General features: G+C 42.8%; 18 protein-coding genes. 17 read left to right on the top strand and 1 reads right to left on the bottom strand.

Annotated elements, in window-relative coordinates; translation table 11 throughout:
* The first annotated feature begins 18 nt into the window (after window positions 1-18).
* Both ACKWCA_RS17170 and ACKWCA_RS17165 read left to right on the top strand, forming a co-directional pair.
* The gene (locus tag ACKWCA_RS17170; protein WP_413979441.1) at window positions 19-1,053 is read left to right on the top strand and encodes a hypothetical protein; all 1,035 of its coding nucleotides are present in this window, start codon (window positions 19-21) and stop codon (window positions 1,051-1,053) included.
* Window positions 1,050-3,086 (top strand): hypothetical protein, encoded by a 2,037-nt coding sequence (locus ACKWCA_RS17165; protein WP_413979440.1) that lies wholly within the window; start codon window positions 1,050-1,052, stop codon window positions 3,084-3,086. Before ACKWCA_RS17170 ends, ACKWCA_RS17165 begins: the two co-directional genes overlap by 4 nt.
* Window positions 3,087-3,178: 92 nt before the next feature.
* On the opposite strand, the gene ACKWCA_RS17160 is transcribed toward ACKWCA_RS17165, so the two are convergent.
* Window positions 3,179-3,643 (bottom strand): D-Ala-D-Ala carboxypeptidase family metallohydrolase, encoded by a 465-nt coding sequence (locus ACKWCA_RS17160; RefSeq protein ID WP_413979439.1) that lies wholly within the window; start codon window positions 3,641-3,643, stop codon window positions 3,179-3,181.
* A 208-nt stretch (window positions 3,644-3,851) separates the two neighbouring features.
* Between ACKWCA_RS17160 and ACKWCA_RS17155 the strand changes: the two genes are divergently transcribed.
* The 15 genes from ACKWCA_RS17155 to ACKWCA_RS17085 all read left to right on the top strand — a co-directional run bounded on the left by ACKWCA_RS17155 (window position 3,852) and on the right by ACKWCA_RS17085 (window position 22,197).
* Window positions 3,852-4,547, top strand: a complete 696-nt coding sequence (locus tag ACKWCA_RS17155; RefSeq protein ID WP_413979438.1) for a response regulator transcription factor — start codon at window positions 3,852-3,854, stop codon at window positions 4,545-4,547.
* Window positions 4,548-4,789: 242 nt separating this feature from the next.
* Window positions 4,790-5,434 carry a Pvc16 family protein gene (locus ACKWCA_RS17150; RefSeq protein ID WP_413979437.1) on the top strand — a complete coding sequence of 215 codons (645 nt, stop codon included), beginning with the start codon at window positions 4,790-4,792 and terminating at the stop codon, window positions 5,432-5,434.
* Complete coding sequence (locus tag ACKWCA_RS17145; RefSeq protein WP_413979436.1) at window positions 5,431-6,750, top strand: hypothetical protein; 1,320 nt, start codon at window positions 5,431-5,433, stop codon at window positions 6,748-6,750. The genes ACKWCA_RS17150 and ACKWCA_RS17145 overlap by 4 nt, the downstream gene beginning before the upstream one ends.
* Before the next feature lie 35 nt (window positions 6,751-6,785).
* On the top strand, window positions 6,786-8,843 hold the full coding sequence (locus ACKWCA_RS17140) for a phage tail sheath family protein (RefSeq protein WP_413979435.1): 2,058 nt from the start codon (window positions 6,786-6,788) through the stop codon (window positions 8,841-8,843).
* 38 nt (window positions 8,844-8,881) lie between these two features.
* Window positions 8,882-9,331: a phage tail protein gene (locus ACKWCA_RS17135; RefSeq protein WP_413979434.1), complete on the top strand. Its 450-nt coding sequence runs from the start codon at window positions 8,882-8,884 to the stop codon at window positions 9,329-9,331.
* Window positions 9,332-9,333: 2 nt separating this feature from the next.
* The gene (locus ACKWCA_RS17130; protein WP_413979433.1) at window positions 9,334-9,777 is read left to right on the top strand and encodes a phage tail protein; all 444 of its coding nucleotides are present in this window, start codon (window positions 9,334-9,336) and stop codon (window positions 9,775-9,777) included.
* The gene (locus tag ACKWCA_RS17125) at window positions 9,777-9,965 is read left to right on the top strand and encodes a DUF5908 family protein (protein ID WP_413979432.1); all 189 of its coding nucleotides are present in this window, start codon (window positions 9,777-9,779) and stop codon (window positions 9,963-9,965) included. Before ACKWCA_RS17130 ends, ACKWCA_RS17125 begins: the two co-directional genes overlap by 1 nt.
* The gene (locus ACKWCA_RS17120; protein WP_413979431.1) at window positions 9,965-10,657 is read left to right on the top strand and encodes a CIS tube protein; all 693 of its coding nucleotides are present in this window, start codon (window positions 9,965-9,967) and stop codon (window positions 10,655-10,657) included. Before ACKWCA_RS17125 ends, ACKWCA_RS17120 begins: the two co-directional genes overlap by 1 nt.
* Before the next feature lies 1 nt (window position 10,658).
* Window positions 10,659-12,407, top strand: coding sequence for a type VI secretion system tip protein VgrG (gene vgrG, locus ACKWCA_RS17115; RefSeq protein ID WP_413979430.1), 1,749 nt, complete (start codon window positions 10,659-10,661; stop codon window positions 12,405-12,407).
* A gap of 5 nt (window positions 12,408-12,412) precedes the next feature.
* Window positions 12,413-12,703, top strand: a complete 291-nt coding sequence (locus tag ACKWCA_RS17110) for a PAAR domain-containing protein (RefSeq protein WP_413979429.1) — start codon at window positions 12,413-12,415, stop codon at window positions 12,701-12,703.
* Window positions 12,704-12,705: 2 nt separating this feature from the next.
* Window positions 12,706-13,134: a GPW/gp25 family protein gene (locus ACKWCA_RS17105; protein WP_413979428.1), complete on the top strand. Its 429-nt coding sequence runs from the start codon at window positions 12,706-12,708 to the stop codon at window positions 13,132-13,134.
* The gene (locus ACKWCA_RS17100; protein ID WP_413979427.1) at window positions 13,131-16,424 is read left to right on the top strand and encodes a baseplate J/gp47 family protein; all 3,294 of its coding nucleotides are present in this window, start codon (window positions 13,131-13,133) and stop codon (window positions 16,422-16,424) included. Before ACKWCA_RS17105 ends, ACKWCA_RS17100 begins: the two co-directional genes overlap by 4 nt.
* Before the next feature lie 33 nt (window positions 16,425-16,457).
* A complete protein-coding gene (locus tag ACKWCA_RS17095; protein ID WP_413979426.1) occupies window positions 16,458-17,471 on the top strand; it encodes a tail fiber domain-containing protein in 1,014 nt (337 codons plus the stop codon).
* A 32-nt stretch (window positions 17,472-17,503) separates the two neighbouring features.
* The gene (locus tag ACKWCA_RS17090; RefSeq protein WP_413979425.1) at window positions 17,504-20,488 is read left to right on the top strand and encodes a hypothetical protein; all 2,985 of its coding nucleotides are present in this window, start codon (window positions 17,504-17,506) and stop codon (window positions 20,486-20,488) included.
* A gap of 5 nt (window positions 20,489-20,493) precedes the next feature.
* Window positions 20,494-22,197 (top strand): contractile injection system tape measure protein, encoded by a 1,704-nt coding sequence (locus ACKWCA_RS17085; RefSeq protein ID WP_413979424.1) that lies wholly within the window; start codon window positions 20,494-20,496, stop codon window positions 22,195-22,197.
* The last annotated feature ends 23 nt before the right edge of the window (window positions 22,198-22,220 follow it).

Below are 22,220 nucleotides of genomic sequence, written 5' to 3'. Positions count from 1 at the left end.
TTTCACGATTTACTTGATGTGCTGTATCAAACTAAAGAATATAAAAGAAAACTGAAAGGAAAACGCCTGTATGAAGGTCATGATATCGATGAGGTTCAAGACTATATAGATACCACCGATGTAAAGCTGGCAAAAAAGGCTTTGGCGCGGCATGGTAAAGAGATCAAAAGAAAATATGATGATATCATTCTCTCTATGGAATTGGGAAACACGGTAAACGACCAAATTGGAATTATCGTTACCGTAAGAAAATTGCCTCCCGCTGATTTCCCTAAAGATGTACCGGTTTCCATGCCAAATGGCAGAGTAATTAAAGTAGCCGTCGAAACCATTATAAAAAAAACAGGTAGTATTCATTATGGTTTGCATTTTCGTCTGCAAAACCCCGGAGAAAAAGGATATACTGGAGCATTAGGTGGAATCTTGGTGTCAAGCGATGAAAAGGACAAGAAGTATCTTTTGACCTGTTCTCATGTTGCTTTGGGAGGTCGAGGTGATGATTTAGGGGGATATTTCGATACCGATCTGACTCATATAGAAACGGATATTTTGGATAATGAGACACAGACGGGAAAAGGGACGTTGGTTTACGCAAAAGTAGACCCGACCAATGATACCGCCCTTGTAGCGCTTACGGATTTGGATACATCCGAATGGAATAACGAATTACCAACTGGCGGACACTATGAGGAATCCATTCCCGTCAGCATGCTAACGTTTAATGAGCGGATCAGGTTCTATAGTTCTAAAAGGAATATGACAGTAGAAGGTGTCGTTAATCGCCTTAGGGTGTCCGAAAAAGTCAGTTTAGAATACAACGACCTCAGTATCAATGATTTTGAAGGGGTAATCGCCGTAGGCAATAATGACGGTGGTTTTTGGAGCCCTATCAGTCAAAAGGGAGATTCAGGTGCCGTACTCTACGATGAAGACAATGCACCTTTTGGAATGATAATAGGAGGAGATGACGAATTCACCTATGCGCTGCCATTGACCGATATTTTAAATTCTACCAGGATGAAAGTTTTTGTTGACCAACCGTTTATCGTATGAAAATATCCTTAAAATTTATACCGATTCTAGTCGTATTCTCAATAAGTTCATCGGGAGTGGGGCAAAATATTGAAAAGCACCCGCTCTCTGATGCGATCAACTATGTAAGAGCCCTAAACCCCAATAAAGAAGAATATCCAAAGGCCTATTTTATTCTCAAGAAATATGACAGTGATGAAAGTGTGACCTTTTTAAATGAAAATAGAATAAGTGGTCCTTCGAATACTATTATTCCCGTTTTGGGGCTATTGGATAGCATCCCTGATTTTGATAAGAGGATTGAGGAATATAAATTGACTGAATCACCAGGTACGGTTCAAGGTGCAGGAGCGGCCCCCTCGATTGCCGCACCTTTAATCGATGCGCTTTCAACAGTTGTTGCCAAACGTTTTAAAGAGGAGCTTACTTTGGCCTTCTTAGAAGATTTTAAGGACAAACTGAAGAAACAAAAATACCTAGCTCAAATATTTCCCAATGCCTACAATGTGCTGTTGAATGAGAATATTTTCAATACTAGCCTATGGTTGACCACGTTTCGAGGCGCCATGGACGAAGATCTTAAAATCCTACCCGAAAATGTACCCGTAGTTCTTGAAGCTATCAAAAACTCTGTGAACCTTAAGGGAGATACGAAGAAATTACTTTCCCATGCATTGTCTCTTTATAGGCCCGCGCTCCAGTTTATAAACCATCCTGAAAAATCATATGCGAATATTCAAGAGTTGACCGATGCGATAGTCCCTTTGATCGAAGGTAATCTTGGCGAAGAGAATAGCGTGAAAGGCATTCTGCTTTTTTCTCGATTATTCCTTAAGGAATTAGGAGACAAGCAATATAGTAATTGGTCCAGTAAACAAGCTATTTCACAACTATTGAGAAACCCGCAAATGATGCAGGCGTACATTGGGTTTACTCTAGAGAAGTACAAAGACAAATTATCGACCACATCTTTTAATGAAACCCAAAATGTGTATGATGCCATCAATACAGGGGGATTAATATCTAAGATCACAACCTATTTGACCAGTGCCGTTCAGAAAGTAAATGGGTTTATTGTAGAAGTCGAGACCTTGAACCAACGCAGGAGATCTGAAAAAATCGGTTTTTCAGATTACCTAGATCTTACCGATAAAGGTTTCGGAATCATTGAATTTTTGGCTAACGATGATTGGATCAACTCGTTTTTTCAAAACAAGGAGAGCAATAGTCTTTTGAATTCCGTATCTCAAATCAGTCAAATCATCTCTTTGGGCAACTCGATAAAAACCGCGGTCGATGCCAAGGAATATTCCAAAATTTTAGTGAGTCTTTTTGGATTTATCAAAACCTTTATCCCTCAAGAGGCACTAGATGCGAGTAAGACTTTTCCGGTCATTGTAAATTACGCCAATTTGGCTATCGGTTTGTCCGGAGCCAAGACCTCAGAAGAAATGGTTGCGGTAATCGAGACCGCCGCACTTCCGTTACAGAGTTACCGCCTAAAAAGGTATAGTCGATTTAGTATCTCGTTGAACGCCTATGCAGGTGCTTTTTTCGGCTATGAACGCCTTCAAAGTGCCAATGTTGCAAATAAGACATCAGCATTAATCGGTTTTACTGCACCAATTGGGGTCGGTTTCAATTGGGCATTGGGTACACCAGATGAGCAGACCGGACAAGTTCCGTTTAAAAGTACCGAACGGACCGATAAAAAGGGGACCTCCATACGTGAAGATCGTTATTTAGGTAAGCATTCCCTATCTGTTTTCGCCTCTTTAATCGATGTAGGCGCTTTGGCGGTATATCGGTTGAGTGATGATCAAACACCCGTTGGGGATATACAGTTTCAAAACATATTCGCACCCGGCGCCCAAGTGATTTTTGGTTGGGGAAAGACACCGATATCCATAGGCTTAGGTGTTCAATATGGGCCCAGCCTCAGAAAGGTAAATGCTGTAGACGGGTTTGTGTCACCTACTATTGAATCAAGAGGTTGGCGATATGGTGCTTCCTTGATAGTCGATATTCCGCTGCTACAACTCTATAGAAAATAAGATCAGTGGTAAAGATGTGATGCAGCACTAAGTTGGAATATAGTCTGGGTATTTGGCATATTGCCATGCCGGATAACCGTTTATCAGGGTTGCTAGGCGATCAATTCGAATACCGTTTTTCCGTTCTTTCGCTTGGCCCGTAATTTGGTGCGTCTATTTTCTGCCTCACTTACATAAGAAACGTGAACCCAATCTGGGTTGTCATTGTTACCATATTCCCAAATGATTTGGTCAAAGTCAACATGGTCAACGATCCATCGGAACATTTCGGCATTGGTCATTCCCCCATAAGCATCATCCAGATCAATGGCCTGCCCCAAGATGTGCTGGGAGTTCCTGCTTCCCTTGACGATTGCATTGAGTTTCCGGCTTCTGAAAAATGAATTGACCCGAATAGGCCTATTCCCATTGGCGGTGCGAAGCGGTTCAAAAATTTGTTCTGCCACTATAGTCATATTCTCTACCACTGCGGGATTGGGCGTATTCCGAATACCATGACGTTTCGCTGTAGCACTTCTAGTAGCCTCTCGATAGCTGATATGGGCGGATATGTTCATCGCTTTAAAATTTAAGATTAAACGTATTTGATTTTTGTACTATGGGGGAAAGTCTGGTGCTTGGTGATACCAAGGCTATGTAAAGTACTATAAATATTACAGAACACACAATAAAAGTTTCCATTATTGTAAGTTGGATTACCATCTATACATTTATACCGATGTATGAAGGGTATAAGGGTTATTTTTAAGTAAAATGCCCACCCAAATGAACTTTGAAGAAACGATTTCTTATTTAAGGAATCATGCTGTTTGTGGTAATCGCTTGATCTCCAAGATTTCAAATCTGTTGAGGGAGTGTGAGTGTTTCGAAAATATGATGGTAGGCATTTATCTCATTGATAAAAATCAATTCCTTTTTTATAACGCCAAACTCGAAAAACTTTTCGGTAACAACTATAGAAAATTGTTTGAAGAGGGATGGGACTTTTGGTTTTCACTAATCGATTCAAATGAAAGTTTTGGGATTCGAAACCGCTTGACTCGCTTTTTGAAAACAACCGATTTAATTTCCCCTCTTGTACTCAGATATCATATCACGGACTTCAACTATAGACGACTTGCCTTGCGCCACGAAATCTGTTTGTATGAGGTCAACCAACAGACCATAGCGTTCAATTATTTTTTCGATGTGACGGATAAGGAGGTAATGACCAACCATCTCAAAGTTGTATCCGACAGGGGCACGGCGCCAAAATCTGAAAGTAATCGCTCAAATGTTTCCCGTAGAGAAGAGGAGGTATTACGTTTAATAGCTAACGGCTTCTCCTCCAAGCAAATAGCGGATATGCTTTATATCAGTAATCATACAGCGATTTCCCATCGTAAAAACCTCATCGAAAAATTCGGGGTGAAGAATACGGCCCAACTTATCAAAACCGCCTCCCAAATTATGGAACTTTAACCCCTTAATGAGGGTTTGATAGACGCCTTTTTAACGAAATCCCCATTTTTAGGGATTGTATTCCAAGCGGATTCTTTGAACCTTGTAGCAATTAAATGAAGACTTTCCCCGTCTCATAGGCTAAATCGATTTTCCCCTTGAAAATTCCCCTTCCAATAGACCATTACGGTATGGCCTATTTTCTTTGTAATACCAAATAGCTCAAGCTCAGGTGTCGGACAACAGGTCTAACTATTGAGTTTATGATTCGAACTATTTTACAATTGTTACTGAACGAGCTTTCGACCTGTATTTTGGAAGCCAATTCCGATATTGAGGAACCACCCGTGGTTCTGGGCAATATCGGATTATCCAGCGCATTGGGTGGAGCGGAATCGTATATGCAAGACAAGATTGTTTTGAGCTTGGTAAATCTTATGGAAGAAGTGACCCTAAAGAACGCTTCTCCGTATCGGAACAACAGTGCGCAGCCTGTTGTTCAAAACCCACCCACCTTCTTAAACCTTTTCTTGCTTTTCACCGCAAATTTTACAAGTCCCCAAGGAGCAAGCAGTAGTAGTCAGGTGCCTTATAACAATGGCCTTACGCTCTTGTCTTCCGTTATCGAGTTCTTTCAAAGCCAACGCATATTCACAGTGCAGAATTCCCCAGCTATCGATATGGTTCAAAACCCGGCATTGCAAGAATTAAAAATCGCCATGGAACTGTTTCCGTTGACCTTTGAGCAAGTAAATCACCTTTGGGGGTCATTGGGCGGAAAACAGATGCCCTTTGTATTGTATAAGGCTAGGGTATTGCCATTGAAGAAGGAGCGTGTCGTGCGAAGGGGCGCTTTGATTCACGATGTTCAGGCCGAAGTAAATCACATTATAAAAGACAAGGTATGAGCGATCTGTTTCAATATCGCCCACTGTTCAATGTAGAGATCTTAATCGACTACTATCTTTCCGAAGAAGTAGGTCTCTTTCAGAATACAAGCGATAACCCGATGGAAGATGTGCTCGCTCAACAAATGAACCGATATCGAATCGATCGTGATTTTCGAATAGTACCGACCGCCGATACGCTGTCCGTTTTACGTGATTACCGATTGCAATTCAAGCGGAACAATAGCGGTTTTTTTGTCTCGGGCCAGGCCACTTCCATAGGAGGTGGTTCATTTACTCCGTTCACAGCGATGAATGAGGCCTTTAGTCTACGATTTGCAGTCTATCTTGAAAACCCGTACTTCTATAATTTCACCAATCTCCGTTTAGAAAGTGATCTTGACGATAAGGATAGGTTTGTATATTATTTTTCAAACCGTGCCAATAATGTTGACGGAGGAGTACGGTATTTGACCCTTCCTATTCGAGATTTTGATTCCACCTATGCCTATGAGGCCAGTGAATTGTTTATAGATACCTCGGATCCGCTCAATCCGGCGATGTTCGAGGCCATAGAGAACAATGGTCCGGGTGTTTTTAACAATGCGAATTGGAGACAGATATTTACCGGGGTGAATCCGCTATCGCAGTTTGTAACGAATGACGATCGTATTGTATTACGCCCGTTTAGTTTTAAACACGATGTCGAAAGTGTTGGAGCGGAGTTTCTGCAATTCCAAATAAACGACATACAGGGTACTTTGGTAAAGACCCTAAACTACCGCACTCCTGAAGCTGGGATTCCCTTGCGGTTTTGTGAACTCGATTTAATCGATTTAGCCCCGGGATATTACCAAATGGTGGTGCAAGATGCCTTGGCGAACCCATTGCCTGAACTGTCCCTTACTTTCTTTATTGATAATGTGTTGTCACAAGAGCGGCCCTTTGCCATTATAGAATGTTTTCATGAACCCGAGGGTAGTTTGGGCGCTTATCGTTGGTTGGATCAGAATAATCAAAACGGCCTTTTGTTTCCCGAATATACCTTGCGATGGAAAAACAGATCCACTTGGTGGCGATACTATCACGAAGAATCACCTAACCTCGTTTCTCCGGTACTTCAAAACCTAGATCCAATTCCGAACACCCCTAACAACCGGATTTTGATTTCCACCACACCGTTGGCTTTAACCCAGGTCGGAAGGGAAATACCAGTGACCTATGGCAATGGCGATTTGGGGCTGTTCCCAAATCCGGATATCCAAATGATTTATCCAGAAAATGGAAGAATATTTTCAGAACTCGATATGGGTGGCGGTTTCGGTCCCCCAGTTTAATAAAGTAAACATGTTTAATCAAAAATTTTTTAGTTATGGAGTACAAAACACCAGGAGTATATGTAGAGGAAATATCCGTCTTTCCTCCTTCGGTCGCCGCTGTCGATACGGCTGTTCCGGCCTTTATCGGCTACGTTAGTAAGGCGGAAAAACGAGGGGAGAGTTTGTTTGTACCCGCCAGTGGTCCTACCCCCGCTATCATAAAACCTACCAAAGTAACTTCGCTTCCTGAGTTTGAAGCCTATTTCGGAAAAGGACCCCAGCGTACGCATGCTGTAGTGTTGGATAGTACCGATGAAATTGTCTCCACCACATCGAGTACCTCATACCAATTGTATGATAATATCAAAATGTTCTATTTAAATGGTGGTGGCAAATGTTACATTGTACCAGTAGGGTTTTTCGGTGAATCCGGAATTCCGGTTCAAGCGGATATCGAAGCGGGGCTCACCGTACTGAGAAAGGTTGATGAACCTACACTTATTGTAATTCCCGATGCCGTTTCCTTGGCGGGCACAGGTCAGTTTGAGGTTTATGTACAGGCCATGCAACAATGCGCGGACCTGAAAGATCGCTTCACCATTTGTGACCTTCAAAATGTAAATGGTTTATCGCATGATCAGGTCGTCGAGAACTTTCGAAACAATATAGGGATCAATAATCTGAAATATGGAGCCTCATATACACCCTGGCTAAAATCTACGCTGCCGCGAGATCTGCATTATAGGGATATCGGTTTCGAGCGTGAGGGAACAGGAACCCCGATCAATCTATTCGACATGACCACTGACGTGGATATACGCATGCTGATAAGTGACCTTGAATCTGCGATAACCCAGGTAGACTTTATTGAAAGTACCCTTGTTGGTACTCCTGATATAAACACGCAGTTGACCAACTTCGTGGATGATATTAATACTGCTATGGACGCTTATGATCCAGTAGCGGGAACGAACTCAGGTGATATTGCCACGGCTGAAGTGCGTGACCTCTATAATGCCATAAGAGACTTAATGTTCGCTATCATTGATTTCAGGGACAATCAGCTGCCAGCGGTGATTGTACCGCCGGTAGTAGCTGATCCTTTAGCCAATGAAACCTATGACTTTATCTTGGCGACGGATATCAACAATGCAATAGTGGCCAGGGATATTGCAAATTCTTTTGCCACCTTGTTACACCATAGTAATGCACATGATCTTGGAGCAGCCACTGACATTTTCACTGCTGGCGGAAGTAATCTGGCTGACGTAGCTGCTGCTCTGGGATTAGGAGTGGGTGACACTGATGTTGACGTCACAAACCTATACCCCGTTGCAACTACACCTGCAGAAGCAGTTGAGGTCGCAACATTGGCCAGAAACGCCGCACTCTCGGTCATTCCTAATTTTGTGGGCCTTGTCAGCAGTATTTTGGATTCCGCACGGTCTTATGAAAGTACTTTTGAAAGTACGCTCGAAGAAGTATTCGGCTTCTATAAGAACAGCATCATTAGAATCACCGAAGATCTATCATTGCTTCCGCCCAGTGCTACCATCGCCGGTATTTATGCCTCCGTCGATGCCAGTAGGGGTGTACATAAAGCCCCTGCCAATGTCAGTATTACCGGAGCGAACGGGCTGGCATTTACCATAGACAATCAAGAGCAAGAAGGGCTCAATGTAGATGCCAACGCCGGAAAATCGATCAATGCAATACGTTCCTTCACCGGAAAGGGAATTTTGGTTTGGGGGGCGAGAACCCTGGCGGGTAATGATAATGAGTGGCGTTACATCAACGTAAAGCGCTTTTACAACTTCGCTGAAGAATCGATAAAGAAAGCCGTGGAGCAGTTTGTGTTCGAATCGAACGATGCCAATACATGGACTAAAATAAAAGCATTGATCTCCAATTTCCTGACCGTGCAATGGCGTTCCGGTGCCCTAGCAGGCGCAAAACCGGCACACGCCTTTTTCGTAAAAGTAGGTCTAGGTGAAACAATGACCGCCCTGGATATTTTGGAAGGAAGGATGATTGTGGAAATCGGTTTGGCAGTAGTACGTCCGGCCGAGTTTATAATTCTGAGGTTCTCACATAAGATGCAAGAATCTTAAATAGCAAAATTTAATTCTAAAAACTAAAGCAGAAAATCATGGCAGATTATCCATTACCAAAGTTTCATTTTCAAGTAGAGTGGGGTGAAGGTGGCAACACTGACGAACCCGATTTAAGATTTACCGAAGTTTCGGGCCTCGATGTAGAAACGGAAATGATCGAGTATCGTGACGGCAATAGTCCGGAATACACTAAGGTCAAAATGCCCGGAATGGTGAAGTTCTCCAATGTGGTCCTGAAAAGAGGTATGTTTCAAGGGCTGGGTTCCTATGGCGCCTGGTATGATACCATCGTATTGAACAAAGTACAGCGACGTACCGTCACCATTAAACTGTTGAACGAAGAACACCAACCTGTGGTCACTTGGCAATTGAACAATGCCTGGCCGGTAAAAATACAGTCGACGGACCTGAAAGGTGATGGCAATGAAGTGGCTATAGAGACCATGGAGTTGGCGCATGAAGGTTTGATAACAACATTTGTATAAGAATGGATGTCTTTTACCCTCCCGTAGGTTTTCATTTTAAGGTCGAGTTCCAAGATTTGGACAAGGAGGCTGCCGATGTGCGCTTTCAATCGGTGACCGGTTTGGCCATCGATATGCAAACGCAATCGGTAAAGGAAGGGGGAGAACACCGGTTTGAACACGTGTTACCGATTCGAACCAAATATTCCAACTTGGTATTGAAACGTGGCCTGACCCAAAGTTCCAAGTTGATCGAATGGTGTTCAGAAGCCTTTCAGACCCTGTTGATTTATCCGAAAGATGTGTTGGTCTATTTACTGAATGAGAATCAAGAACCACTAATGACCTGGAATATCTCACAGGCATGGCCGAAAAAATGGTCCGTCTCCGATTTTAATGCGGAGAAAGGAGGGCTTGTGATCGAAACACTTGAGTTACAGTACCAATATTTTACAGTAGAGCAGTAATGGCATTACAAATCAAGGAAGTGCATATCAAGGTTACCGTAAATGCGGATGAAGGGCAACCCGGCGCTCAAGAAGCTACCGGAACCACTACGTCACAAGAAGGTTCCGGTTCGCAGGATCAGTCTATGATCATCGCGGAGTGCGTAGATCAGGTAATGCAAATATTAAGGGAAAAAATGGAACCGTGATGGAGGGTATGTTACAGAAATTACAGATTACGGCTTACAAAGAGGCCACCTTCGATGCATCGGAAAAAATAACCGACGGGGAGTTTACGGTGAAAATAAATCCGGAGACCTATGCGCTCGATTACAAGATAAAATACAGCGATGATCAGGCCTCGGGTACAAGTGGTGACCTGCCGAAATTTGATAAGACCGAACCGCTGACCCTGGGCTTCAAGTTTATTTTCGATAGTTCGGGGGCCCTCCCCAATACCACGGACGAAGAACGTGAAAATGGCATAACGGGGGAGTTGGCCCAGTTTAAGAAAGTGGTATTCGATTATGTCGGTGAAAAACATGCTCCGCCCTTCTTAGAGTTGACCTGGGGCACCTTGCTCTTCAGATGTGTCCTTACAGGGATGAAGATCAATTATAAGCTGTTTCGTCCAGATGGCACTCCGGTACGCGCAGAGGTTGATGCCAAGTTTAAGGAACTGGTCGAACCCGGTGAGCGAGTGGCGCAAGAAAACGACCAATCCCCCGATTTGACCCACGTGAGATACGTCGCGCAGGGAGATACCTTACCCCTGTATTGTAAGGATATATACGGAGACCCAAAGTATTATATAGAAGTCGCCAGAGTGAATAAATTAACCTCTTTCCGTAATCTTAAGGTAGGACAGCGAATAGTTTTTCCACCGTTAGCCAAAACTTGATATGTCGAACGATCGCCTCATACCCGCCAATGGCACACCAAGTGTAGTTACCACCCTGATCAGGGTGAATGGCACCGAAATACCTCGTACATATGGGGTATTGACCTTGGTCGTGTCAAAAGAGGTCAACCGCATACCAAATGCCAAGATAATACTGAAAGACGGCGAACCTTCGCAGGAAGATTTTCCCTTGAGCAATGATGAACTGTTCACCTTGGGTAATGAGATAGAAGTATTGGTCGGTTACGAAGCAAAGGAAGATGTTCTTTTTAAAGGTATTATTGTTAAACAGCGAATAAAAATAACCGCCAATGGCAGTTCACTGTTGCAATTGGATTGTAGGGATGAGTTGTTCAAAACCACGCTGACACCGCGCAACAGATATTTTTCAGAAGTCAAGGATTCAGAGGCCTTTGAAGAAATTATAGGCGAGTACGGTCTGGATCTAAGCGTTGATCAGACCGAAACAGCGCACCAAGAATTGGTGCAGTATGAGCAGACCGACTGGCAATTCATTGTTTCACGAGCGGAACTTAGCGGCTTGTTATGCCTCGTCGATGACGGAAGCCTTTCCATAAAAAAACCCGATTTCGACCAAGAACCTGTGTTTCCTTTGATTTATGGTGCTTCCATTTTAGAATTCGATGGTGAAATCGATGCGCGCCAACAGTATGCGAATGTAGTAGCCAGCAGTTGGGATTTCTCAGGGCAAGAAGTTTTGGAAGCGGAAGCCTTAGAACCAAAATTAAAGGAGGCAGGCAATCTGAAGGCAACCGATTTGGCCAGGGTTGGTGGTGAATTGCCGCTTGTACTTCGCCATAGTGGACAGGTGGCTCAAGATGAACTTCAAAATTGGGCCGATGCACAACTGCTGAAGATGCGAATGAAAAAATTACAGGGAAGGGTGAAGTTTCATGGGTCGCCCGACGTAAAGCTCGGTGCACTGGTAACCTTGCAAGGACTGGGAGACCGTTTTAATGGACCCGTCTTTGTTTCCGGAGTACGACACGAGGTGCAGGGAGGCACCTGGCAGACGGATGTGCAATTTGGATTGGCCGACGACTGGTTTAAGAATTCCCTTGGCGATACCTCAAAAAAAACGAAACTATTTCAAAACACTACCGGCTTGCAGATCGGAGTGGTAACCCAACTTCAAGACGACCCCGATTCCGAGAACAGGATTTTAGTGAAGTCACCGATCATTGACAATGCATCGGATGGCGTTTGGGCAAGGGTATCCACCCTTGATGCGGGAGAAAATCGCGGTACCTTCTTCATGCCTGAGATCGGTGATGAGGTCGTGATGGGGTTTGTCAATGGAGACCAAAGAGATCCGGTGGTTTTGGGGATGCTCCATAGTAGTACAAAAACTGCTCCCTTGGAGAGCTCGGACGATAATTTTGAAAAAGGCTATATCTCAAAAAGTGGTATAAAGTTGCTATTTGATGACGACAAGAAAAGCTTGAATATAGAAACCCCGGCCGGGAAGAAAATTGTATTGGATGAGGATGGGGGCTTTCTTGGACTTGAGGATGAGAACAACAACAAGATTATAATGGACAGCAACGGTATCGTCATTGAAAGTGGCGGAAAGTTGGAACTTAAGTCCACCCAAGACCTCAAATTGGAGGGAGGAATCAATTTAGAGCTAAAGGCAGGCGCAAGTTTTAAGGCAGAAGGCACGGCAGGTGCCGAATTGAGCACCAGTGCCGTTGCCGTACTGAAAGGATCATTAGTGCAAATAAATTAAGGAGTATGGGACAACCCGCAGCAAGAATCAATGACATGCATGTATGTCCGTTATCAAACGGCGCCGTACCACATGTGGGCGGCCCGATTTTACCGGCCGGAGAACCTACTGTGTTGATAGGAGGAATGCCCGCAGCGCGAGTGGGCGATATGGCCACCTGTACCGGCCCGCCGGATACCATAATCTTGGGTTCGGCAACCGTACTTATCGGGGGTATGCCCGCAGCACGACTAGGGGATTCAACGGCACATGGCGGAACGATTATTCTAGGGGAATTCACCGTATTAATAGGATAGGTATGGATAAAATTGATGATACATCGTATTTAGGAAGGGGTTGGAGTTTTCCACCGTCATTTAAGAGAAATCCGGAACATCTGGATATGGTCGTTAATGAAAAGGATATTGAGCAAAGCCTTGAAATTTTACTGTCCACCAGGCCAGGGGAAAGGGTAATGCAACCACGTTTTGGGTGCAATCTGGATGTCATGCTTTTTGAACCCATAACCACTACCTTGATTACTTACGTTACGGATTTGGTACAGAAATCCATTTTGTTTTATGAGGCGCGTATCGATGTGAACCATGTTACGATACAAACGGAAAATATACTCGAAGGACTGCTATTGATCGAGGTAGATTATACAATAAGGAGCACAAATTCAAGGTTCAATTTTGTCTATCCCTTCTACTTGGACGAAGCAAGTAATCCAAAAGAAAACTTATGAGTTGCGGAACCAAAATCATAAGGGACGGTACCAATCAAGCCGATCGGCTTTTGAAGGCCCTTGCGCCTGACTTTTTTCGATTAGATGAAAGGGATGAGACGTATATGCTTAAATACGTTTATCAGCTAGCGGAACAAATCGGATTTTCAAATGAAAATACGAATCAAATAGACGGTAATTGGCAGAATTTTTTTCCTCGGCCTGACGATACAGATTCTTTTATCAAAAACTTTGATGTAAGACAGGATAATCCCGTTTCACTTGCACTATTTACGATTTTTCTGAGGCTGTTTAAGTTTTATCAAAACGATATCAATTCCCTGACTGGAAAACAAATTTCCCATTATTATAGGGATATCTTGTCTTTTTTTCCAAGGGAAATGGAACCTGACCAGGTGCATTTAATATTCGAATTGAGCAGGAACGTAGATAATTTCCGAATTGCGAAAGGAACTTTACTCAATGCCGGAAAGGATGAGAATAATAATCCCATATATTTTAGTACTGTTCAAGAAATTGTTCTGAACTCAATTAAGATTAAGGAATTAAAGAGCATTTTTGTAGATCAGAATGATCGTTTTAGAATTTATGCCGCGCCGGTTGCCAATTCTCTCGATGGTTTGGGAACGCCTCTTTTAACGGAAAACCGAAAATGGCATCCTTTCGGAAAAGGCCAAAAAGGAATTCCCACTGAACTGAGGACCATGATTGAACCTGAGGTTGGTTTTGTCTTTAGTTCACCAATTTTATTGATGAGGGAAGGTACGAGAAATGTAACTTTAAGATTTCGGCTGAACTCAAATTCCGACAACCCATTAGATCAGACCTTAACCGATGTCTTTGAAGTATATTTCACTTCATCGCAAACATGGCACGGACCTTATTTGGCCACGGCCAATATCCTTACAGGTCAAAATCCGGATACTTCAACCTTTCAAGAATTGCTTTTGGAGTTACGGTTGGAACAGGACATGCCTCCAGTTGAGAGGCCAGGAGACGATTTTGATGGCGCCTTTCCGAAAACTCCTTTTCCACTTATCAAAGTGCTCTTCAATCCAAACACAAACCAATACGGTTATGGTAGCCTGTCTTCGGTGCAACCGGAAGAGCTTAGTATAAATGTAAGTGTAGAAGGCCTACGTGATGTTGTTATTCAGAGTGATCAATCCGTCCTTAACCCCGACAAACCCTTTCAACCTTTTGGGTCACAACCGAATATCGGATCCAACTTTTACATTGGTAGTACTGAGGTTTTTGGCAAGACGGTTAATCAACTGGATATAGCCATTCAATGGCATGATTTACCCGTAAAAGATCTAGGAAGACACTACTTCGCTTATGTGCCTGAGGCTGCGGAAGCATATGCTACTGCAATTACAAACGGAGACCCGGAAACCGCGGCAGTCGACCAAGCTTTATCCGCATTGGCAACAGTATTGAATGGCCAAGGTTTTGGAGCGCAACTCAATAATGCGTTTCAAGCGAATATTGCCCTTCTTGAGACTCGGGTATGGGTTCCTAAACTGAGTAATCAATTATTGTTCAGGCCCGATGCGGAGGAAGTAACGACGCTGAACATGAATACATTGAACAACAGCCGAATAACAAGTGATCAAGAAGAGAATCAGTTATCGGTTCATACCGCCAGTGGTTTCATGAGAATGACCCTGTCTTTACCCAATTCCTTTTTTCGGGCTTTTGGTCATACGGATTATATATCGCTTTTGACAAGGGTTGCACTATTAAGAGCGACCGATCCCACTTCTGAGATTCCTTTTCCCAACGTACCCTATACCCCAACTATCGCTTCTTTATCGTTGAACTATGAATCGGCAGAAGTCGTCAACATGGAAACCGTGAATGGTGTGGAACAACTTTTTCATATTGAACCGTTTGGATACCGGGAAGTAGTATTTGGTGCTAACAACTACCTCTTTCCCCAATTTACCGAAGAGGCCTATTTCTATCTTGGGCTCGATCAGGTCAATGGCCCTCAAAATGTATCCATATTTCTCCAAATTGCTGAAAGTAGTGGGGATTTGACTGTTGAATTGACCACCGATGACATAAAGTGGGAATATCTGGTAGAAGACGATTGGATTCAGTTGAATAGTTCACAGATACTTTCTGATTCCACGCAAGGTTTTCAGACCTCGGGTATAATCGTTCTCTCCCTGCCTCAAAATATAAAGAACAAGGGAACCATTTTGCCCAAGGACCTTGACTGGGTCAGGGCATCCGTATCGGAAAAGGTACAGGGGGTCAATCAGGTTATAGATATAAGGACCCAAGCGGTCAAGGCCGAACGTCAAATAAACCCCATCCCGTCGCTCATCGATGATCAAACTATTAACAATCTAATCTTAAAGGAGAATACTATAACAAGTTTAAAAAATCCGGTCTCGGCAATCAAGAAGGTGGTTCAACCATATACTTCTTTTGGTGGAAAAACAAAGGAAGATACACTGTTTTTCAATAAGCGGATCAGTGAGCGGCTACGGCACAAAAAAAGAGCGATTTCAGTATGGGATTATGAACATATGGTTTTGGAGAAATTCCCGGGTGTATTTAAGTGTAAATGCCTACAACATGCGGATAAGTCAAATGATTTTGCACCCGGAAATGTAGTAATTCTTGTTATTTCGAACTTGCTGAACAAGAACTCAATAGACCCCTTACGGCCACTTACCAGTTCGATAGACCTTCTTCGGATTAAAGAATTTCTACAGAGACATACCTCACCCTATGTAAGTCTGCATGTGCAAAACCCAAACTATGAGGAGATTAAGGTGGAGTGCAAAGTGGGGTTTTTAGAAGGTCTTGACAAAGGGTTTTATACCAAATTATTGAATGATGAGATTATTGCTTTTTTATCTCCGTGGGCATTTGAAGATGGAAAGGATATAGTCATTGGGGGTAGGATACATAGGGCCGAAATACTGGCATTTATCGAAAACCTTCCCTATGTAGATTTCATAACCGATTTCAACCTATATCATATTTTTTCGGGTACATCTTGTGGTGGAGTAGGAGATATGATAATTAACCATGACTTCGAAGTGGCAGCACCCCCGGAAATAGGATTAGGCCTAATGACTATCGGTGATGATTTTATAGTCGGTGAGCCAATAGAAATTGCTTTTGCATCTACCCCGAGGTCCGTTTTGGTATCGGCAAGATTCCATGAAATTACTCCATTAGAATCAGGAGAATACCAATGCCAGGCCCAAGAATTCGTAGGAATAGGGTTTATGGCCGTTGGTATCGATTTTGAAGTAATGGAAGTTTAAATCAAGTATTAATTAATTTATAAAAAAAATATTATGAATGGAGATCACAACCCAGTAAGTCGAGAGCTTCTTCAGGGCAGCTTTCAGAACGGCGACCGACCGAATTCAGATGATTTTGCTAGAGTATTTGCCTCATTCCTAAACCTTACGGACGAGGATATTCACATAGATGGCACTCCTGGTGATGCCAATATAGGCATAGGTCAGGAAAATCCCGAACAACGTTTGGACATTAACGGAGCAGTGCGAATTGGATTTTCCGATGAAGACGTTTCCGGTTCTATTCGCTGGAGTCAAACCGATGGAAGATTTGAGTTTAACGACGGTGGGGGCTGGCAAGCCTTGAATCTGAGCGGTGGTGGAGGAGGAAGCACCCCTTGGACCGGTGGTCCCGATATCACGTACGACGGAGGAAATGTCGGTATCGGAACAGTTCCCGTAACCTCTCTTCATATAGATGGAGGTACCAATGTAAATTTTAATGATACCAGTTCTGGCTTTGTAATTATTGGGGACCCTACTGCGAATCATCTCGCAATGGATGCGAACGAAATCATGGCACGGGATGCGAACACCTTAAACGTCGATATTTTAAGACTGCAAAATCAAGGGGGCAGCGTACGTATTGGCCAAAGTGCCGGAGCAAATGATGTTGACCTGCGTGTTTTTGGTGATGCCCTAAAATCTGGCAGCCTTACATGGGGACCGGTTTCAGATAGAAGATTAAAGAAGAATATCAAGCCTTTTAACGAAGGTCTGGAAACCATATTGAAAATAAACCCGGTTAAATTTAAGTATAACGGAAAGGCCGGAATGCCTACAAAAAAAGAGTATATAGGATTGATTGCCCAAGATCTAGGTGAAGTGTGCCCAGATTTGATCTTGCCATTTTTGGCAAAAGGTAAAGAGAAAGATACCGAGGAGACCGAGTTTTTCACGTACAACGCAGACGGTATCATATTCTTGATGTTAAATGCCATAAAGGAACTCGCTGCAAAGGTGGATACGTTGGAAAGTGAGCTTACAAGCTTGAAGGACAAACAATAGGATTTTTCATAGATCTTCTATAAAAAGTAAAAATGGCAGAACTGGAAATAAAAAATCAGACCATTCCTAAAGAGATTGACCGATCCCATAGCTTGAATTTCAGGCTCTTAAAGGAAGAGGGGATTCGTTTGATCGAAAGGCATACCGGCCAGATATGGACTGATTTTAATACCCATGATCCGGGAATTACAATTTTGGAAGCACTTTGTTTTGCTCTTACCGACCTTGGGTTACGTGCCAATCTCGATATAATGGATTTACTGGCACAATCGGACAATTCACAGTTCCCAATTGCCGGTATGTTTCCCATTAAGGATATTTTGCCGATCGCACCTCTCACGATAAAAGACTATAGGAAATTACTAATCGATACACCAGGTATATGCAATGCGTGGCTTGAAAAAGTGAGTCCCGATGAACCTTTATTCTATGTTGATGCTCAACTGGACGAATTGACATATACCATTAATGGTGAATCGGTAAAACTTCAAGGCTTTTATGAAGCCCTTTTGGAATTTGATAGAATGGATGTGATCGGTGAACCGAATTCTAATATTTATCATATTGTCTTACCCGAAATAAATGGCTCTGTCTATAGCATGGATGTGGCCTTGCCCTATTGGGATCAGATGACCAGTGCAGGACTGAACGATTTGGAAATCAATAGTATCTCCTTACAGCCCGTTCCCGGGGGCGGTGGGGAAGTAGTTTCTTCGGAAGGGGAAAATTACTATCAGGCGACTATAGAATTAGAATATACAGGGGGTATGGGTACCGACATTTTAGTAACCGATTTGCTGTTATTGAATGAGTTGATACCAGCGGACGAGCCACAGCTTTTAAATGAGATCGAAAACATACTAGTTGATACTTCCGAAGAATCTATGTTACGGATTTTCGTGATGAGGAGTAATGCCGCAAAAGAGTTGGTCGGTATAGGTAATCGACAGCTTCGCCTACATCGTAACGTTGGGGAAGATTTTCTTCGGGTGCGAACAGCAAGAATTCAGGAAATTGCCCTTAGGGCCAATATAGAAATCCAGTCGTCCAATGATATTGAACAACTTTGGGTAGATATTTTCTGGGCTGTTTCCCAGTTTCTTTCAGCATGTGTTCCCAGATTTACTTTTGATGAATTGGTTGAGCAAGGGCAAAGTGTAGATTCCATTTTTGAAGGCCCTCTTTTGGAAAACGGCTTTATAAGAGAACTTGATTTGGATAGTCGCTACAAATTGGATGTACATGACCGGAATATTATACTCTATACTTCTGATTTGATCGGTATAATTATGGGTATAACCGGCAATGATGACCTAAAACAAATCATAGCCGTCCGTAATCTTAGCCTGAGCAATTACATCAACAATTTGCTCATTAATTCGAATGTGCGAAATTGTATGAAGCTCACATTGAGCGGTTTATACAAGCCACGCCTAAGTAGATACAAATCGGACATTCGCCTTGTAAAAGATGGTATGGCCCTCAATTTGGACGAGGGGCGAATAGATGTACTTCTAGAGCAAAAAATCTTGGCGACCAGAGCACAGAATAAAACCACTGATGTTCCGGATTTGTCTCAAGGCGTAGCTTTGGACCTAGGCGATTACTATTCTTTTCAACATGATTTTCCACAAATTTATGGCCTTGGTAAAGGAGATCTACCAGTAAAGGCCTCTACATCCAGAAAAGCAAAAGCCAATCAACTAAGGGCCTATTTGTCTTTTTTTGATCAGATTATGGCTGATGGTCTATCACAACTTTCAAATCAAACCGAGGTGTTTTCAATCGATTCGGATATTGAGAAAAGTTATTTTTCACAGCCGATTTTCAATATTCCGGAAATAGATGCGGTCATTAATGATCGCACCGATTATCTCGATGCCTTACATATCAACTCTGAGGACAAACCTACGTTTTACGATCGCCGTAATCGAGTTTTGGATCACATCCTCGCCCGTTTTGGTGAGACTTTCCATTCCTATGAAAGTTGGTTTCTAAACTATGCCAGCGGTGACCCTGATGCCCCTTTGGAAACTATTCAAACAAAGGCACAATTCTTACAGTTGTATCCCGAATTGGGTAAAAACAGGGCAAAAGGCTTCAATTACCGACCTTTTGGAAGTGCCATGGACGTATGGGATACGGATAATGTTTCTGGATTACAAAAACGAATCGCAAAATTGGCAGGGATGAAATCCCGTAAACGGCGCCATCTTTTTCCGGAACCGGAACCCGGTAACTATATCTCGGTTATTCTGGATCCTGGCGGGGATTTCTTGGAACTGCGCAATGATACTGCGGGTAGCGGTGACCTTCTCTTACGTAGCATTGCGGACCCAGCCCCTTTAACATTGTTCGAAACCCTTGTTCAGGCTGGTCAATTCAAAAAAAACTATGATCGTCGACAGGATCCCGTGAGCGGACAATTTATAGGTTTACTATTGAATGACCTTGGCTTCGAGATAGCCCGTACCCCTGACTATTTGGATGAACAAGCACTTAAGGACCATATAAATGGAACCATATCTTTTTTGCACCAGACATACAGTGGAGAAGGATTCTATATGCTGGAGCACCTTTTGTTGCGTCCGCGGATACAAGGGGGCAACCCGGCAACTTCGGATGCGCTGCTTCCCTTGTTTTTGGATGAAGAAAAACCTGTGATCGACCCTTATTCATTTAGGTTGACCTTTATGTTTCCCTCTGGTTACGCAAGGGACTTTTCAAGTGACCCGATTGGTGATTTAGTTGATGATTTACCACATCGTTTTCGTGACCTTGAATTTAGAACTTGGATGGAAAAGGTCATATATAAGGAAGTACCGGCGCATATGATGGTCAATATTTTTTGGCTAGACCGCGATAGTGCCAATCCGATAACGACCACCGCACCGTCCATTAACAATTTTTCCAGGGTTTATGAGGAATGGTTGGATGGTATGGCGAACGACACCCTTACACTATCCACTCAGCAAGCTTTTATTGAAATAGTAAGCGCAATAATAAACAGAGTATAGCAGTGATGAATGAACAGATACATATTATTGGCCAGCAGCATATTCATATAAAAGTGAATGGGTGGCACAACATTGACGCTATTACGGATAGTGTTCTAGAGGATATTTCTTTTTCATTCAATACACTGGCGGATGACTTTTTTGACTATTTACCTTATACCGATATTGATCTTAAAATCGATGACCTCATCTTGGATTTGGGAGAGGTATCGGAAGAGGAGTTGGGAGGGCAATTTCGGGAAAAAGTCTTGAGCTCTTTGAAAACAAACTTGGAAGAACAGATCGAAACTGGAGGCCTAAAGTCCGAGATTTCCATACGTAAAGAGAACGCCGATGAAACGCTTGTTCAAACTTGGAATTACTTCATCAGACATGGGTATTTTCCTTGGTGGTCGGCTATTCGGGCTGTTGACGATTTGGAGGATTCCATTCTTTCGGTTCTCCCATCTGGGAGAGTGAATATCGAGTCGTTTTCACGGACACTTAAACAGGATATTGGTTTTTATCATCGGTTTCGGCACCAATTCTCAGCTGAATTTGTTTCCCATGTGCTGGAAACCACACCGAAGCCGGACAAGACCATAAAAGCATTGATGCGTAACATGCAACTTTTGGAAACCGATTCGGCACTTGCAACAGGCCTTTTACCTGATGTTCGCAAAGCCGAGCTTCATAAATTACAATTTGCGGTTTTTTCTTCATCACATATCGAATCCGCTTTTGCCAAAGAAAGAAAAATTTGGAAGAAGTTTTTCATTTCCCTTTTTAAGGAGATGTCAAAAATAGGGTCCAGTGACTTTAAAACCTGGCTGTTCAATGAACCAAAGATTTGGGAACCAATAGTTCGATTGGATCCAGAAATGGCTAACCATCTTAAAAAAGTGAAAAAGGATATCGCAATACAAGGTAATGTTCATAAATACCGTGATGACACCAAAGTAATAGGGACCGAAACTGCAAAAACAGGCGAAGGTCACAGAAGAACAGAAAATGCGAAAAGGGAACCGGAAGAAGCGAATAAAAGAGAAATTCACGATTTCGAAAAAAAGAAGTTTTTCAGGACCGACGGAAATGAAAAGATAATGAGAAGCGATGTGCCCAAATCCGTAAATGGAAATCCAATCTCAACGAAAAGCGCATATGATGGGACAACTGGATCTATAGGTCTTTCCAAATATGATTTTTCAAAGTTCGATAGAGAAGCAGAGCAGGAGATTTTTGTGTCAAATGCAGGCCTGGCGATTCTACACCCCTACCTTTCTCCACTTTTCATCGCATTGAATTTTATTCAAAAAGGAAAGTTTGTAGAAAGGCGATTGGCCAATAGTGCTATCAATTTATTGGGATATATCGCTACTGGAGAAATACAACCTCCGGAAGAAGAGTTGATTTTGGCTAAGGTGCTTTGCGGAATGCCAACGGATAGCCCCATAGAACGTAGACTTGTTCTCAAGAAGAAAGAAAGAGCGGAAGCGGATAAAATGCTGCGAACGGTGATTTCGTATTGGTCGGCCCTTGGTAATACTTCCATAGAAACATTTCAAGATTCCTTTTTGAAAAGAGAAGGTAAACTCAGTCTCCGTAATAATCGCTGGGATTTGTTGGTCGAACAGAAGACCATAGATGTCTTAATGAATAAAATACCTTGGGGAATAAGCCCTATTAAACTGCCTTGGATGAATAAATTATTATTTGTGACCTGGGTATAGTGAATTATAACTAATGAACAGAA

It is taken from the genome of Maribacter corallii (assembly GCF_047345415.1).
In the GTDB taxonomy this organism is placed as follows: Bacteria; Bacteroidota; Bacteroidia; order Flavobacteriales; family Flavobacteriaceae; genus Maribacter_C.
Note: the sequence above shows the minus strand (reverse complement) of the source record. Positions and strands in the feature narration are given on the sequence as shown.

Bases quoted from the DNA above. Each gene is read 5' to 3' on its own strand.
- ACKWCA_RS17165 (WP_413979440.1), top strand. From the start codon at position 1,050: ATGAAAATATCCTTAAAATTTATACCGATTCTAGTCGTATTCTCAATA.
- ACKWCA_RS17160 (WP_413979439.1), bottom strand. From the start codon at position 3,643: ATGAACATATCCGCCCATATCAGCTATCGAGAGGCTACTAGAAGTGCT.
- ACKWCA_RS17155 (WP_413979438.1), top strand. From the start codon at position 3,852: ATGAACTTTGAAGAAACGATTTCTTATTTAAGGAATCATGCTGTTTGT.
- ACKWCA_RS17150 (WP_413979437.1), top strand. From the start codon at position 4,790: ATGATTCGAACTATTTTACAATTGTTACTGAACGAGCTTTCGACCTGT.
- ACKWCA_RS17145 (WP_413979436.1), top strand. From the start codon at position 5,431: ATGAGCGATCTGTTTCAATATCGCCCACTGTTCAATGTAGAGATCTTA.
- ACKWCA_RS17140 (WP_413979435.1), top strand. From the start codon at position 6,786: ATGGAGTACAAAACACCAGGAGTATATGTAGAGGAAATATCCGTCTTT.
- ACKWCA_RS17135 (WP_413979434.1), top strand. From the start codon at position 8,882: ATGGCAGATTATCCATTACCAAAGTTTCATTTTCAAGTAGAGTGGGGT.
- ACKWCA_RS17130 (WP_413979433.1), top strand. From the start codon at position 9,334: ATGGATGTCTTTTACCCTCCCGTAGGTTTTCATTTTAAGGTCGAGTTC.
- ACKWCA_RS17125 (WP_413979432.1), top strand. From the start codon at position 9,777: ATGGCATTACAAATCAAGGAAGTGCATATCAAGGTTACCGTAAATGCG.
- ACKWCA_RS17120 (WP_413979431.1), top strand. From the start codon at position 9,965: ATGGAGGGTATGTTACAGAAATTACAGATTACGGCTTACAAAGAGGCC.
- vgrG (WP_413979430.1), top strand. From the start codon at position 10,659: ATGTCGAACGATCGCCTCATACCCGCCAATGGCACACCAAGTGTAGTT.
- ACKWCA_RS17110 (WP_413979429.1), top strand. From the start codon at position 12,413: ATGGGACAACCCGCAGCAAGAATCAATGACATGCATGTATGTCCGTTA.
- ACKWCA_RS17105 (WP_413979428.1), top strand. From the start codon at position 12,706: ATGGATAAAATTGATGATACATCGTATTTAGGAAGGGGTTGGAGTTTT.
- ACKWCA_RS17100 (WP_413979427.1), top strand. From the start codon at position 13,131: ATGAGTTGCGGAACCAAAATCATAAGGGACGGTACCAATCAAGCCGAT.
- ACKWCA_RS17095 (WP_413979426.1), top strand. From the start codon at position 16,458: ATGAATGGAGATCACAACCCAGTAAGTCGAGAGCTTCTTCAGGGCAGC.
- ACKWCA_RS17090 (WP_413979425.1), top strand. From the start codon at position 17,504: ATGGCAGAACTGGAAATAAAAAATCAGACCATTCCTAAAGAGATTGAC.
- ACKWCA_RS17085 (WP_413979424.1), top strand. From the start codon at position 20,494: ATGAATGAACAGATACATATTATTGGCCAGCAGCATATTCATATAAAA.